Origin of the sequence: Kitasatospora sp. CB01950, from assembly GCF_001905465.1 — a bacterium.
Classification (GTDB): domain Bacteria; phylum Actinomycetota; class Actinomycetes; order Streptomycetales; family Streptomycetaceae; genus Kitasatospora.
In genome coordinates, this window is sequence record NZ_LISX01000010.1 from 23,606 (window position 1) to 37,867 (window position 14,262).

Genomic DNA, 14,262 nt, shown 5'->3' on the forward strand with positions numbered 1-14,262 from the left:
GGCTCGCAGAGCGGCAGCCGAGACCACCACACCACCGAGGGGGCTGGAGCGCCTTGAGCAGGGTGAGCAGGAGCGACGCGGGTCCTGAAGGCGGCCGCCAGCCGTCGGGCCTTCCTGGTGGCGGAGCGAGACTCGGCAAGTTCGGTGGTGCGTCGGCCGGTTCGCTCGGCGTCGGACCGAGCGCCCATCAACCCTTCGGTGGCAGCGGTGGATTGACTGTGAGTCAGCACGCTCAGGCCGCAGCCCACCAGGGCTCCTCCACGCTCGCCGGGCACGGCGGTCTCGCCACCGGTCCGGTCAACTCCTCCCCCATGAACGCAGGCTCCGGCTCCGAGGCGCTCGGCGCCACCGGCCCGGGGGTGCTGGGCGCGCCGCGCAAGTTGGCGGGGCGGCGGCGGCGCGAGACGGTCGCGGTGCTGCTGTTCAGTGGGGCGCCGATCTTCGAGAGTTCGATCCCGCTGTCGGTGTTCGGGGTGGACCGCCAGGACGCCGGAGTCCCCCGCTACCGCCTGCTGGTGTGCGCCGGCGAGGAGGGGCCGCTGACCACCACCGGCGGACTGACCCTCACCGCGCCGTACGGGCTGGAAGCGTTGTCGCGGGCCGGCACCATCGTGGTGCCCGCCTGGCGTTCGATCTCGCAGCCGCCTCCCGTCGAGGCCATCGCCGCCCTGCGCAAGGCGCACCACGAGGGGGCTCGGATCATCGGCCTCTGCACCGGCGCGTTCGTCCTGGCCGCGGCCGGGCTGCTCGACGGGCGTCCGGCGACCACCCACTGGATGTACGCACCGACGCTGGCCAAGCGCTACCCGCGGGTCCACGTCGATCCGCGCGAGCTGTTCGTGGACGACGGCGACGTACTGACCTCGGCCGGTACCGCGGCCGGCATCGACCTCTGCCTGCATGTGGTCCGCAGCGACCACGGTACAGAGGCCGCCAATGCGCTCGCCCGCAGGCTGGTGGTGCCCAACCGGCGCGGTGGCGGAGGTCAGGCCCAATACATCGATCAGTCTTTACCTGAAGAGATCGGCAACGACCCGCTGGCCGAGGTGGTCACCTGGGCGTTGGAGAACCTCAACCAGCAGTTCGACGTCGAGGTCCTGGCCGCCCGCGCCTACATGTCGCGGCGCACCTTCGACCGCCGGTTCCGCACGCTCACCGGCAGTGCCCCGCTGCAGTGGCTGATCACCCAGCGGGTGCTGCAGGCGCAGCGGTTGCTGGAGACCTCGGACCTGTCGGTGGACGATGTCGCGCGCCGCTGCGGCTTCCGTTCCCCGGTGGCTCTGCGTGGTCACTTCCGCCGTCAGCTCGGTGTCTCGCCGGCCGCGTACCGGACCACCTTCCGGGCCCGCCGTCCAGCGGCGGGCAACTCGGCGATGCCCGCTCCGGGTGTCCCGGGCGAGCGGATGGTCGGTGCGCCGGGTGTTCCGGGGATGGGCCAGGGCGGGCACGGTCAGCCGGGCCAGGGCCTGCCGGGGAACGTCGGGATGACGCCCGGTCAGGCGTTCGGCGCGCCGAACGGTCCGGGCCTGGGCGGTTCGGGCCTGGGCGGTTCGGGGCTGGGCGGGCCGGGTGTGGGTGGTCCTGCCGGTGCGGCGGGGCGGCCTCGGCAGCGTCCGATGGTGCCGCCGCAGTCGGGTCCGCCGGCGGGGGTGTTCGGTCCGCGGACGTCGGAGCGTCCGGGCGACCCGCGGTACGCGGGCCGTCCGACCGTCGGCGGCGGTGCGGGCGCAGCGCAGGCCGGTCACCCGGGCGGCGGTCCGAACGGGCAGCCCGGCGGTCCGTACCCGAGTGGCCACCAGGGTCCGCCGCCCGCGCATGCGCACGCGCAGCCGTCGACCGGCCAGCCGGTGCGGCCGAGTGCGGCGTACCCGGGCGGCCACGGTGCGGCTCCGGTCGACCGGACCGACCGTTCCGACCGGAGCGGCGTTCCGAACCGCGCGGACCGGACGGACCGCGGCGACCGCGGCGACCGGGCAGACCGGGCGGACCGGCCGGTGGAGCATGCGGTCGCGGAGGAGCCGGACGGTCAGCAGCCGAGCGCTCGGGGCCAGCGAGTGGCGCACCGCCCGGAGGCCGAGCCGGAGCGCGGGGCGCGCGGGACGGCGGACTTCGGTCCGGACGGGGCGCGTGCAGTGTCGGGGGCGCGTGACCGCGCCGTAGGGTGAGGGGCGTGAATGACCGTTTGGTATGGATCGACTGTGAGATGACCGGCCTCGACCTCGATCGGGACGCCCTGATCGAGGTTGCCGCCCTGGTGACCGACTCCGAGCTGAATGTGCTCGGCGAGGGTGTGGATGTGATCATCCGCCCGCCCGCCGAGGCGCTGGAGACCATGCCCGAGGTGGTGCGCGAGATGCACACCGCCTCGGGTCTGCTCGACGAGCTCGCGGACGGCCTCACCATGGCCGAGGCGCAGGAGCAGGTGCTGGCGTACATCCGCCAGCACGTGCCCGAGGCCGGCAAGACGCCGCTGTGCGGCAACTCGGTGGCCACCGACCGCGGCTTCCTGTCCCGGGACATGCCGGAGCTGGAAGGCCACCTGCATTACCGGATAGTGGACGTCTCCTCGATCAAGGAGCTGGCCCGCCGCTGGTACCCCCGCGCCTACTACAACAGCCCGCAGAAGGGCGGCAGCCACCGCGCGCTGGCCGACATCCGGGAGTCGATCGCCGAGCTCCGGTACTACCGCGAGGCGGTGTTCGTCCCGCAGCCCGGCCCGGACACCGACGTCGTTCGGGAGATCGCTGCCCGCCACCAAGTGCCGACCGCCTGACCAGAGCTCGGGTCCGGGCGGTCCGGGCGGTCCGGGAAACCCTGGCGCAAGCACCCCTCGGCATCCTGTAGAGTTCTTCCTGTCGGAGCGGGAACGCGAAAGCGGGAAAGCACCAGACAGATGGTGGGCGTAGCTCAGTTGGTAGAGCACCTGGTTGTGGTCCAGGTGGCCGCGGGTTCAAGTCCCGTCGCTCACCCCATCGAAGAAGGGCCCTGGCCAAGGGAATTGGCCAGGGCCCTTCTTGCGTTCCCGATGTTCCCGATGTCGCTCAACACCCATCAACACCGGCCAAGGCCGCTCAACGCCGGTCGGTGGCCGCCGGATCCGACGCCTCGTCGCCTGATGCGCAGTGGGCCCGCCCGGGCGACAGCCCCAACCCGCGGGCCCGCACCGGAGAGACCGTGGACGGCGAAGCTACCTGTCAGTAACATCGGCGGCATGACCACTACTGCGATCGGCCAGCTGCTCACCGACACCGTCCCGATGGTGAAGACCCTGCAGCTGGAGTACCTGGAGACCACCCCGGAGCGGGCCGTGCTGCGGCTGCCCGACCTGCCGGAGTACCGCAACCACGTGGGCGGGCCGCACGCGGGCGCGATGTTCACGCTGGCCGAGTCGGCGAGCGGCGCGATCGTGCTGGCCGCGTTCGGCGACCAGCTGGGGCGTGCGGTGCCGCTGCCCACGGTCGGCGAGATCTCGTTCAAGAAGCTCGCCCGCGGTGTGGTGACGGCCACGGCCACGCTGGGCCGCCCGGTCGCCGACGTGCTCGCCGAGCTGGACGAGGGCAAGCGCCCCGAGTTCCCGATCACCGTGGAGATCACCCGCGAGGACGGCGCCGTCACCGGCGTGCTGGAGATCGTCTGGACGCTGCGCCCCAACTCCTGACCCACACCGGGGCCACGGGCCCGCGCCGGGGCCCGAACCGGGCCCACGAACCGCGGGCCCGACCACCCACCTCGGCCACCCACCCCGGCCGCGCACCCAACCCACGCCCAAGCCCCGAAGCCAACCCGCGCCCAGGCACCCACCCTGGCCCGCACCCAGCCCGCGCCCCAGCCCGCCGCCGTCATGCCGAGTCGCGGATGATCAGCTCGGTCGCCAGCACCACCTGCCGCCGGGCCCGGGGGCGTTCGGCGATCTCGTCGAGCAGCAGCCGGGCCATCGTGCGCCCCATCTCCTCGATCGGCTGGCGCACGCTGGTCATCGGCGGGTCGGTGTGCCGGGCGATGATCGAGTCGTCGAAGCCGATCACCGCGACGTCGTCGGGGATCCTTCGCCCGGCGGCCCGCAGCACCTGCATCGCGCCGGCCGCCATCACGTCGGAGGCGCAGAACACGCCGTCCAGTTCGGGCCGCCGCTCCAGGAGTTCGCGCATCGCGACCCGGCCGCCCTCCTCGGTGAAGTCGGCGAGGCCGACCAGTTCCTCGTCGTAGCTGCGCCCGGCCTCCTCCAGGGCCCGGCGGTAGCCGTCGAGGCGGGCCTGGGCGACCTCCATGTCCAGCGGGCCGGTGAGGGTGGCGACCTGGCGGCAGCCGCGGCGCAGCAGGTGCCGGACGGCCATCCTGGCGCCGCCGGCGTTGTCGGCGTGGACGTAGCTGAGCGGTTCGAGGTCGCCGCGTCGGCCGGCCAGTACGGAGGGAATCTCCAGGCGCTCGAGCAGGGCCGGCAGCGGGTCGTCGCGGTGCACCGCCACGACCAGTGCGCCGTCGACGCGTTGGGCGCTCAGGTAGGCCGAGAGGCGTTCGCGTTCGCGCGGGTTGCGGACCAGGATCAGCAGCAACTGCATGTCGGTCTCGGCGAGTTCGGCGGAGACGCCGCTGATGATGTCGGAGAAGTACGGCTCGGAGAACAGCCGGGTCTCGGCCTCGGGGACGACCAGCGCGATGGAGTCGGTGCGTGAGGTGACCAGGGTGCGCGCTGCCCGGTTGGGGACGTAGCCGAGCTCGGCGATGGCGTTCTGGACGGCCTCGCGGGCCTTGGCGCTGACCCGGGGCGAGCCGTTGACGACCCGGGAGACGGTGCCGCGGCCGACGCCGGCCAGCGCGGCCACCTCCTCCAGGGTGGGGCGCGCGCCGGCTCTGCCGTCGGCGCCCGGGCGGGGTGCTTCGGGGCGCTGTGCGGTCGGGCTCATCGCGGCACCTCTTGGTCTCGATGGATGGAACGGCTGGAACGGCTGGAACGGGCGGCACCGGAGCCGGCCCACCCCGCGCGGCCGCACCGGGGTACGGACGCGCGGACTGCTCATTGTGGCCGGTCCGGCGCGGTGGACGACCGTCCGGGCGGCCCCCGTTCCACCCCGGGGCGGCCCGAAGCCCGGCGGTGGCCCCGGAAACGCTCCGGCAACGTTTGTGGCTCCATGTCTTGACACTCACCCCCGCGACCGAGCAACCTTCCGGCATGCCAAGTGTGGGAGCGCTCCCACACTGTAGCCGGAAATCGGCGCACAGAGAACATCCCGAAACCTCTCCGAACCACCCACGGATCCCCTCCGATCCACCCCGGAAGACCCGGATCCCGCCCCGGGCAGAGCGCCCGGACAAGCACCCGGACAAAGGAGTTCGCCCCATGCGCACCACCTCCCGCCCTCGCAGAGCCGCCGTCCTCGCCACCGTGGCCGTGGCCGCGTCCGCGCTGCTGCTCTCGGCCTGCTCGTCCGGCTCGGACAGCGCCGGCAGCGGTTCGGGCGACGCCAGCGCGAAGGTCACCCTGACCGTCGGCGACTTCGGCACCTTCGGTTACAAGGAGGCCGGCCTGTACGACGAGTACATGGCCGCGCACCCGAACATCACCATCAAGTACCAGACCACCCAGGACGGCCAGAAGTACTGGGACGCGCTGACCACCCACCTGGGCTCGGGCAGCGGCCTGTCCGACATCCAGGCGGTCGAGGTCGGCTACATCGCGCAGGCCACCAACACCCTGGGCGACAAGTTCGTCGACCTCGGCAAGGCCGAGGGCGTCAACGCCTCCAACTGGCTGCCCTGGAAGTCGCAGCAGGCCACCACCCCGTCCGGGGCGCTGATCGGCCTGGGCACCGACATCGGCCCGATGGCGATCTGCTACCGCACCGACCTGTTCCAGCAGGCCGGCCTGCCGACCGACCGCGAGCAGGTCGGCAAGCTGTGGGCGGGCGACTGGTCGAAGTTCGTCTCGGCCGGCCAGCAGTACCAGCAGAACGCCCCGGCCGGCACCTTCTTCACCGACTCGGCCTCCGGCCTGTTCAACGCCGTGCTGTCGGCCCAGCCGGAGCAGTACTCGGACTCCTCCGGCAAGCTCGTCTACAAGACCAGCGCCGGTGTGAAGACCGCCTGGGACCTCGCGGTCTCCGCCTCGAAGGCGAAGATCAGCGCCGGCCTGCGCCAGTTCCAGGACCCGTGGAACGCGGCCGTCGCGAACGCCAAGTTCGCCGCCGTGGTCTGCCCGTCCTGGATGACCTCCTCCCTCAGCAAGTACGGCGGCGAGGCCGGCAAGGGCAAGTGGGACGTCGCCGCCGCGCCGGTCGCCTCCAACTGGGGTGGCGCCTTCCTGACCGTCCCGAAGGCCGGCAAGCACATCAAGGAGGCCACCGAGCTGGCCTCCTGGCTGACCGCGCCGGAGCAGCAGGCCAAGGTCTTCACCAAGGTCGGCAACCTGCCCTCCACCGTGGGCGGCCTGCAGCAGCCCGCCGTCCAGGGCGCCAAGCTGGAGTACTTCAGCAACGCCCCGACCGGCCAGATCTTCGCCGCGTCCGCCACCTCCATCAAGCCGGCTCCGATCGGTGAGCAGGACGGCAACGTGAAGACGATCATCACCGACAACGGCATCCTCGACATCGAGGAGCACGGCACCGACCCGGTCAAGGCCTGGGAGAACGTGACCAAGCTGATCGCCGACAAGACCGGCCACTGATCCGGGCCGGCACGCGCCGGTAGCCGGTCCCTACTGCCCGGCCGGGTCCGCCCACCCGGCCGGGCGCCGTTCCGCCGCCCCTCGCCACCTCCGGGAAGGAAACCCCAAGTGGCCACCCACGTCCGCGCCGAGGCACCGCCCGCCGCGCGCTCCTCCTGGCGCTCCCGCCTGTACCGGTTCGACCTGAAGGCCTCCCCGTACGCCTTCATCGCGCCGTTCTTCCTCTGTTTCGCCGCCTTCGGCCTCTTCCCGCTGGTCTGGACGGGCTGGCTGTCGCTGCACTACGTCGACCTGCTCAAGCCGGACGTGATGGAGTGGAAGGGCTTCGGCAACTACACCCGCCTGTGGTCCAACGACCAGTTCTGGACCGCGCTGCGCAACACCTTCACCATCGGGGTGATCTCGACCGTCCCGCAGCTGCTGACGGCACTGGGGCTGGCGCACCTGCTGAACTACCGGATGCGCGCCCGCGGTTTCTTCCGGGTCGCGATCCTCGCCCCGTACGCCACCTCGATCGCCGCGGCGACCCTGGTGTTCGTCCAACTGTTCAACCCGGACTACGGGTTCATCAACTGGATGCTGGACCTGGTCGGGTTCCACCCGAACTGGTACTCCGACACCTGGCCCTCGCAGATCGCCATCTCCACCATCGTGACCTGGCGCTGGACCGGCTACAACGCGCTGATCTACCTGGCCGCGATGCAGGCGGTGCCGAAGGACCTGTACGAGGCGGCCAGTCTGGACGGGGCCAACCGGTGGCAGCAGTTCACCCGGATCACCATCCCCTCGATCCGGCCGACCATCATGTTCACCATCATCGTCTCCACCATCGGCGCCACCCAGCTGTTCGGTGAGCCGATGCTGTTCGGAGGCGGCGTCGGCGTGTCCGGCGGCTCGGCCCACCAGTTCCAGACGCTCAGCCTCTACATGTACGAACTGGGCTGGCCGTCGCGCCAGTTGGGCCGTGCCTCGGCGGTGGCCTGGACGATGCTGCTGATCCTGCTGCTGATCGGCCTGGTGCAGTTCCTGATCACCCGTTACCGCAAGCGCAACGAGCTGGGAGGCTGACATGGCCACCACCCTGTCCACCCCCTCCCCCCGCGAGGCGAAGCACGCCGAACCGGCCCGCCCGCGCGGCCTGTTCCGGCGCAAGGCGGGCGAGCACGACAAGGCCGGCCCGGTCACCTACGTGCTGCTCGGCGTCGCCGCGCTGGTCTCGCTGTTCCCGCTGTACTGGACCTTCGTCGCGGCCTCCAACACCGGTGAGCGGGTGGCCCTGTCGCCGCCGCCGATGGTGCCCGGCGGCGAGCTGTGGAACAACATCTCCACCGCCTGGGACCAGGCCGACATGGGCACCGCGCTGCTGAACTCCACCATCGTGGCGGGCTGCGTGTCGCTGTCCACGGTGCTGTTCTCCACGCTGGCCGGCTTCGCCTTCGCCAAGCTGCGCTTCCGCGGCCGCAACGCGCTGCTGACCCTGGTGGTCGCCACCATGACCATCCCGCCGCAGCTCAGCGTGATCCCGCTGTACCGGATCGTCACCGGCCTGGAGTGGAGCGGTCACCTGCAGTCGGTGATCCTGCCTTCGCTGGTGGCGGCGTTCGGCGTGTTCTTCATGCGCCAGTTCCTGTCCGAGGCGCTGCCGTTCGAGCTGATCGAGGCGGCCCGGGTGGACGGCGCGAACAGCCTGCGGGTCATCTGGCACGTGGTGTTCCCGATCGCCCGGCCCGCCATGGCGGTGCTCGGCATGCTGGTGTTCGTCCAGTCCTGGAACGACTTCTTCTGGCCCTTCGTGGTCCTCACCCAGCAGAACCCGACCGTGCAGGTCGCCCTCTCGGCGATCGGCGGCGGCTCCGGCCACGACATCAACCAGGCCGTGATCATGACCGGCGCACTGGTCGGCACCCTGCCGTTGCTGTTGATCTTCGCCGTTCTGGGGAAGCACATTGTCGGCGGGATCACCTCCGGCGCCGTCAAGAGCTGACCGTCCGGAACACCCTGGCACGCCCGCCCCGTCCAACCCCTCAGCCATGGGAGCGCTCCCGTATGACCACGACCGATCCGACCATCGTCTCCCACTCCTCGGCCCCCCGGGTCGCCTTCCCGCCCGCGTTCCACTGGGGGACGGCCACTGCGGCCTACCAGATCGAGGGCGCCGCCGACGACGGCCGCACCCCCTCCATCTGGGACGTCTTCAGCCACACCCCCGGCAAGGTGGTGAACGGCGACAATGGCGACATCGCGGTGGACCACTACCACCGCTTCCGTGAGGACGTCCGGATGATGGCCGACCTCGGCCTCACCTCGTACCGGTTCTCGCTCTCCTGGTCGCGGATCCAGCCGACCGGCCGCGGACCCGCCGTCGAACGCGGGCTCGACTTCTACCGGGCCCTGGTCGACGCCCTGCTGGAGCACGGCATCTCCCCCGTCGCCACCCTCTACCACTGGGACCTCCCGCAGGAGTTGGAGCAGGCCGGCGGCTGGCCGGTCCGCGAGACCGCCTACCGCTTCGCCGAGTACGCGGCGCACGCCGCCCGCGCGCTCGGCGACCGGGTGCCGGTCTGGACCACCCTCAACGAGCCCTGGTGCAGCGCCTTCCTGGGCTACGGCTCCGGCGTCCACGCCCCCGGCCGCACCGACCCGGCCGACGCACTCAAGGCCGCCCACCACCTCAACCTCGGCCACGGCCTGGCCGTCGGCGCGCTGCGCGAGCTCCTGCCCGCGTCCGCGCAGCTCGCCGTCTCGCTCAACCTGCACATGGTCCGCCCGCTCACCGACAGCGCCGAGGATCTGGAGGCGGCCCGCCGGATCGAGGCGGTCGGCAACCGGATCTGGACCGGCCCGATGTTCAACGGCGGCTACCCGGCGGACCTGAAGGCCGACACCGCCTCCTTCGTCGACTGGGACGAGCTGGTCCGCCCCGGCGACGAGGCCGAGATCGGCCGGCCGATCGACCTGCTCGGCCTCAACTACTACAACCCGACGATCGTTTCGGCCCCGCAGAAGGACTCCGAGGCCCCCGAGCCCGCCCGCAACGACGGCCACGGCAACAGCCCGCACAGCCCCTGGCCCGGCTCCGAGGACGTGGTGTTCCACCTCGCCAACGAGGACGTCACCGCGATGAACTGGTCGATCGACGCCAGCGGCCTCTCCGACTCGCTGATCGGCATGCACCACGACTTCGGCCTGCCGCTGATGGTCACCGAGAACGGCGCCGCGTTCGAGGACGTGGTCGGCCCGGACGGGACGGTCGACGACCCCGAGCGGATCCGCTACCTCCGCCTGCACCTGGCCGCGGTGGCCGACGCGATCGCCGCCGGGGTGGACGTCCGCGGCTACTACCTCTGGTCGCTGATGGACAACTTCGAGTGGGCGTACGGCTACAGCAAGCGCTTCGGCATCGTCCACGTCGACTTCGAGACCCAGCGCCGCACCCCCAAGTCCAGCGCCCACTGGTACACGGAGGTGATCCGGCGCGGGGGGCTCGACTGACACCCCGCGCCCCACGATGTGACGGAGTGTGAGTGACGGGCGTGACCGCCGGGGGTCCCGCTCGTTCTCCCCGGGTGTGCGAACCAACCACGCGAAGCGGCCGCGACGTTCGGACACCCCCCGGCACCGGTGGGGCCGGCACCGGGCGCTGGCGGCGAGCGGGATGCTCGCCGTCCAGCTGCTGGGCCTGGCCATAGGCACCGCCGACGCCCACGCGACCGGCCTCGACCCCACTACCCGCGCCCTCGTCGCCCCCGTGGACGGGAACGACCTGCTGGACGGAGCGATCGGCGAACTCGGCACCGTCCTTCAGCAGCACCTCGGCAGCGGCGAACTCCCGCTCCCCGGCCAGCACTCCGGCGGCCCCGACGCCTTCGCCATCGCCGCCCGCCTGCTCTCCGCCGTCCCCGGGCAGGACCGCCCCGACGACGCCGGCCGCGCCTCCCGCTCCAACCCCGCCGAGGGCCGCCCCGGCGACCGGGTGGCCCCGATCCCCGCACCCGACGAGCCCGCACCCGATCCGGCCACCCCGCTCCCGTCCCGCCGGCACGTCGACAACCTCACCACCACCCCCGAACGGCCCGCCCCACCGCCCGCCGCCCCCGACCACGGCGCGCCCCTCGCCCTCACCGCCGCCGCCCCCGCCACCCCCGACGACGACTCCACCGCCGCCGTCCTCCTCCCCATCGCCGCCGGCCTCCTCCTCACCGCCGCCGCCGCCTACAAACACCGCGGCCTCCCGGGCGGCCACTGACCGTTCGATCCGCCAACGGGTGTCGCCGACCAGCGCCGACAGAGACAATGGAGACACTCCACTCACCGGCGTCGAAGGAAGGTGGGAAGGACCATGAGCGTTGCCGTTTCCGATCACTTCGGACCGTGGACGGTCGAAGACGTCCTGGCCCTGCCCGAGGACACCCGCCATCGGATCGAGCTGGTCGGGGGGGCTCTACTGATGAGCCCGAACCCCGGTGTCCCGCACCAGCGCACCAGCTCGCGGCTGTGGGCACTCCTGGACGCCGCGCTCACGGCCACCGGAGCGCCGTTCGAGGTGCTGGAGGCCGTCAACGTCCTCGTCCCGGACGGCCTGCTGATCCCCGACCTGGTCGTCGTCGACGCAGCTGCCGCCGCCGAGGCCGGTTCCGCCCTGCACGCGGACGACGTGCTGATCGCGATCGAGATCGCGTCCCCGTCCACCCGGGTCATCGACCGCAGGACGAAGCCCGGCCTGTACGCGGCAGCGGGCATCCCGCAGTACTGGCGCCTCGACCTCGCCCCCGCGCTGCGGCTCCACCTCGGGCGGCTGGAGCGCGGCGACTACGTCGATCGCACCGTCGAGCCCGGCGAGACCGTCACGCTCGGCGAACCGTTCCGGTTCGACCTCGATCCGGGTGTACTGCTGCGCTGAGCGGTGGGCCGGTGGGTCAGGCGAAGGCCTTCGGGGGTGGGGGTGGGGACTGGACGGCCTGGGTGTCGGGGACGGGGGTGGCGCCGGCGAGGAAGTCGGTGAGGTCGCGGGCGTGCAGGAGGCGGGCCTGGGCGGGGTCGGCGGCGAGGCGGCGGGTGAGGTCGGTGAGCGGGAGGGGGGTGTGGGCGGCGGCCAGGACGAGGTTGCCGAAGCGCTTGCCGCGCAGCACCGCGGGGTCGGCGATCAGGCAGACCTCGGGGAAGACGGCCAGCAGGGTCGCGGCCTGGGCGCGGGCGAAGGCGAGTTGGCCGCCGTCGGTGATGTTGGCGACGTAGCGGCCGGTGCCGGTGAGGGCCCGCGCGGCGAGCCGGGCGAATTCGACGGTGGCGCAGTGGGCGGGGACCCGGGCGCCGGCGAAGACGTCGGCGATCACCAGGTCGGTGGAGTCCTCGGGGGTGCGTTCCAGGACGGCGCGGGCGTCGCCGCCGCGGACCCGGATCTGCCAGCCGCGGTCGAGCGGCAGCTCGGTGCGGACGAGTTCGGTGAGCGCGGTGTCGATCTCGGCGACCTGCTGCCGGGAGCGCGGCCGGGTGACGGCCGTGTAGCGGGCCAGGGTGAGGGCGCCGCCGCCGAGGTGGAGCACCGAGACGGGCTGCCGGGCGGGGGCGGCGAGGTCGATCAGGTGGCCGATCCGCCGCTGGTACTCGAAGCCGAGGTGGGTCGGGTCGGCGAGGTCGACGAGTGACTGCGGGGCGCCGTCGAGGACGAGCTGCCAGGCGTGCGGCCGGTCGCGGTCGGGGCGCAGTTCGGCGGTGCCGGAGGCGACCTTCGCAGTCAGCGGGCCGTCGGTGTGCACGCGGCCGGGGACGGTGGGGGCGGGGGTGGTACGTGAGCGGCCCATGCGCCCATTATCCGGTGATCGACCGAACCCTCCAGCGCACCGGACTCCCCCGCCCCGCCATCCCCGACTCCCGGCCCTCAGGCCCCTGCCCTCAGGCCCCGACTCCCCGGCCCTCAGGCCCCCGACGCCATCCCGATGATCCGATTGGCCAGCTCGACCACCCCGGGCCCCAGGCTCCGCGCCGTCTCGGCCACCCGCCGCGCCGTCTCCAGCGCCCGGTTCAGCCGCGCCCCGCGCTGGTCCGCGGTCTCCCCGGCCGGCGCGTTCGCCGGGTCGAGGTCGGTGAGCGTCTCGTCCAGCCGCTGCGCCTCCGGCTCCGGAACGTGCCGGCGCAGGTCGGCGACCAGCGCCCGGAGCAGGGCGAGCTGCTCGGGGCCGGGCTGCGCGGAGCCGCCGAAGTTGACCGAGCCGATGTTCCCGCTGCCGCTGACGTTGGTGACGTTGCCGAGGTAGAAGTGCTGCTCGCCGCTCATAGGGTGATCCTTCCGACGTTGCCGGTGCCGTGGACGTTGACGGTGTCGCCGAAGTAGTAGTGCGCCGGGTTGATCGACAGGGTGTCCACGTGGACGGTGAGGCCGGCCGCCGGGTCGTCGATGGCGGCGGCGATGTGCTGGGTCAGGGCCAGTCGGCGCTGCGCGTCGGGCGCGGTGATCAGGGCGACCGAGGTGCCGTTGGTCTCGATGGCGACCGCCTGCTGGGGCTTCTGCAGCACCACCTGGAGCAGGTTGACGACGTGAACGACCAGGGCGATCACTCCGAACGTCACCACCGTCCGGGTGAACGAGGACGCGTTGTCCGACCGCGTCGACGACCGCTGCGTCATCTCGATCGAGAGGTTCCCGATCGCGGCCACCACGAACGCCACCGACACCGTGATCGCGAGCCGCCGACCGAAGCGTCCGAAGGCCTCCGCGTACCGCGGGGTGAGGACCACCGGGAACACCCGGGCGATGTTGTGCAGCGGATAGGCGGCCTGGCCGATCCACAGCGTCCGCCGGTCGATCCGGAGTTCGATCTGCCCCGGGCGGAAGGGCGGCATCGGCGGTGGTGCGGGCGGCAACGGCGGTGGCACCGGCGGTGTCGGCGGCACCTGCCCAGGAACGTTCTGCGACACTCGAACCCTCCCCCAATTCTGGCGTGGCGGACACTATATGAGTGCCTGTCAGCCACGGCCAGGCATTTCGCGCCGGGACGGCTCAGAGCGGGCCCAGGCCGCCCGCGGTGAGGGTGGTGGCGGCTTCGCAGAGGACCGAGCGGAGCACCCAGGCGTCGGTGGGGCGGGCGCAGGGCTGGGCACCGGCGGGCGGGATGATCCAACGCGGGTCGGTGGGCGGGAGCAGATCTGCCCCCGGGGTACAGGACGAACCGGGCAGGTGCCAGCGCAACGCGGTGCCGGCCGGGACGAGGAAGGCGATCGCGGATCCGCCGGAGGTCTGCTGCACGGCCCCGCAGGCGCGCCGCAGCCGCAGGATGTCGACCGCCTCCAGCCCGTGCCGGACCTGCACCGTCACCGTGTCGTACTGGGCGACCCGCCCGGCGACCCCCCCTCCACCACCGCCCGGACCGCCACCGCCGGGGCCGCCACCCGGACCGCTACCGCCCGGCCCGCTGCCCGGGCAGGCGGAGAAGGCCGACGGGACGGGCAGCACGGCCGGGGCGGTCGGGCTGCGGTACTGGGGAACTCCGGTGGCCATGGGGGACCTCCTGTCGCCTGGGGTCGCGCGGACACCGGATGACGCCCCGTCGCCCGGCGGGGCGTCGGGGCTCCGGCGCGGGAGGGGGCCCGTACCGCCGACGTCC

At 72.5% G+C, this 14,262-nt stretch carries 13 protein-coding genes, 1 tRNA gene and 1 pseudogene; 10 read left to right on the forward strand and 5 right to left on the reverse strand.

Translation table 11 applies throughout. The annotated features are described in order from the left end of the window. Nucleotides 1-311: 311 nt before the first annotated feature. From AMK19_RS37440 to AMK19_RS24015, 4 genes and pseudogenes are all read left to right on the forward strand, one after another. Nucleotides 312-1,535, forward strand: a pseudogene (locus AMK19_RS37440) (helix-turn-helix domain-containing protein); the annotation flags it as partial. Between the two features lie 635 nt (nt 1,536-2,170). Beyond that, entirely contained in the window at nt 2,171-2,773 is a 603-nt protein-coding gene (orn, locus tag AMK19_RS24005) for an oligoribonuclease (RefSeq protein ID WP_073815178.1), read from the forward strand. 123 nt (nt 2,774-2,896) lie between these two features. Further along, nucleotides 2,897-2,972 (forward strand) — tRNA-His (locus tag AMK19_RS24010). Between the two features lie 239 nt (nt 2,973-3,211). Then, a complete protein-coding gene (locus tag AMK19_RS24015) occupies nt 3,212-3,658 on the forward strand; it encodes a DUF4442 domain-containing protein (protein WP_073815179.1) in 447 nt (148 codons plus the stop codon). A 181-nt stretch (nt 3,659-3,839) separates the two neighbouring features. Here the strand turns inward: AMK19_RS24015 and AMK19_RS24020 are convergent, their stop codons facing one another. Then, the gene (locus AMK19_RS24020) at nt 3,840-4,904 is read right to left on the reverse strand and encodes a LacI family DNA-binding transcriptional regulator (protein WP_073815181.1); all 1,065 of its coding nucleotides are present in this window, start codon (nt 4,902-4,904) and stop codon (nt 3,840-3,842) included. A gap of 434 nt (nt 4,905-5,338) precedes the next feature. Here AMK19_RS24020 and AMK19_RS24025 point away from each other — a divergent pair, with 434 nt between their 5' ends. The 6 genes from AMK19_RS24025 to AMK19_RS24050 all read left to right on the forward strand — a co-directional run bounded on the left by AMK19_RS24025 (nt 5,339) and on the right by AMK19_RS24050 (nt 11,561). Then, on the forward strand, nt 5,339-6,661 hold the full coding sequence (locus tag AMK19_RS24025; RefSeq protein WP_073815182.1) for an ABC transporter substrate-binding protein: 1,323 nt from the start codon (nt 5,339-5,341) through the stop codon (nt 6,659-6,661). Nucleotides 6,662-6,769: 108 nt separating this feature from the next. After that, the gene (locus AMK19_RS24030; protein ID WP_073815184.1) at nt 6,770-7,729 is read left to right on the forward strand and encodes a carbohydrate ABC transporter permease; all 960 of its coding nucleotides are present in this window, start codon (nt 6,770-6,772) and stop codon (nt 7,727-7,729) included. Nucleotide 7,730: 1 nt separating this feature from the next. Further along, nucleotides 7,731-8,645, forward strand: a complete 915-nt coding sequence (locus tag AMK19_RS24035) for a carbohydrate ABC transporter permease (RefSeq protein WP_073815185.1) — start codon at nt 7,731-7,733, stop codon at nt 8,643-8,645. Between the two features lie 62 nt (nt 8,646-8,707). Beyond that, complete coding sequence (locus AMK19_RS24040) at nt 8,708-10,153, forward strand: GH1 family beta-glucosidase (RefSeq protein ID WP_073815187.1); 1,446 nt, start codon at nt 8,708-8,710, stop codon at nt 10,151-10,153. Between the two features lie 76 nt (nt 10,154-10,229). Continuing rightward, nucleotides 10,230-10,907, forward strand: coding sequence for a hypothetical protein (locus tag AMK19_RS24045; RefSeq protein ID WP_143200362.1), 678 nt, complete (start codon nt 10,230-10,232; stop codon nt 10,905-10,907). Nucleotides 10,908-11,000: 93 nt separating this feature from the next. Then, a complete protein-coding gene (locus AMK19_RS24050) occupies nt 11,001-11,561 on the forward strand; it encodes a Uma2 family endonuclease (RefSeq protein ID WP_073815190.1) in 561 nt (186 codons plus the stop codon). Between the two features lie 16 nt (nt 11,562-11,577). Here the strand turns inward: AMK19_RS24050 and AMK19_RS24055 are convergent, their stop codons facing one another. From AMK19_RS24055 to AMK19_RS24070, 4 genes are all read right to left on the reverse strand, one after another. Continuing rightward, nucleotides 11,578-12,462, reverse strand: coding sequence for a spermidine synthase (locus AMK19_RS24055; RefSeq protein ID WP_073815191.1), 885 nt, complete (start codon nt 12,460-12,462; stop codon nt 11,578-11,580). Between the two features lie 113 nt (nt 12,463-12,575). Further along, nucleotides 12,576-12,935, reverse strand: coding sequence for a hypothetical protein (locus AMK19_RS24060; RefSeq protein WP_073815193.1), 360 nt, complete (start codon nt 12,933-12,935; stop codon nt 12,576-12,578). Then, on the reverse strand, nt 12,932-13,501 hold the full coding sequence (locus AMK19_RS24065) for a DUF6232 family protein (protein WP_073815195.1): 570 nt from the start codon (nt 13,499-13,501) through the stop codon (nt 12,932-12,934). Before AMK19_RS24065 ends, AMK19_RS24060 begins: the two co-directional genes overlap by 4 nt. A 157-nt stretch (nt 13,502-13,658) precedes the next feature. Beyond that, nucleotides 13,659-14,156 (reverse strand): hypothetical protein, encoded by a 498-nt coding sequence (locus AMK19_RS24070; protein ID WP_241844551.1) that lies wholly within the window; start codon nt 14,154-14,156, stop codon nt 13,659-13,661. Between the last annotated feature and the right edge of the window lie 106 nt (nt 14,157-14,262).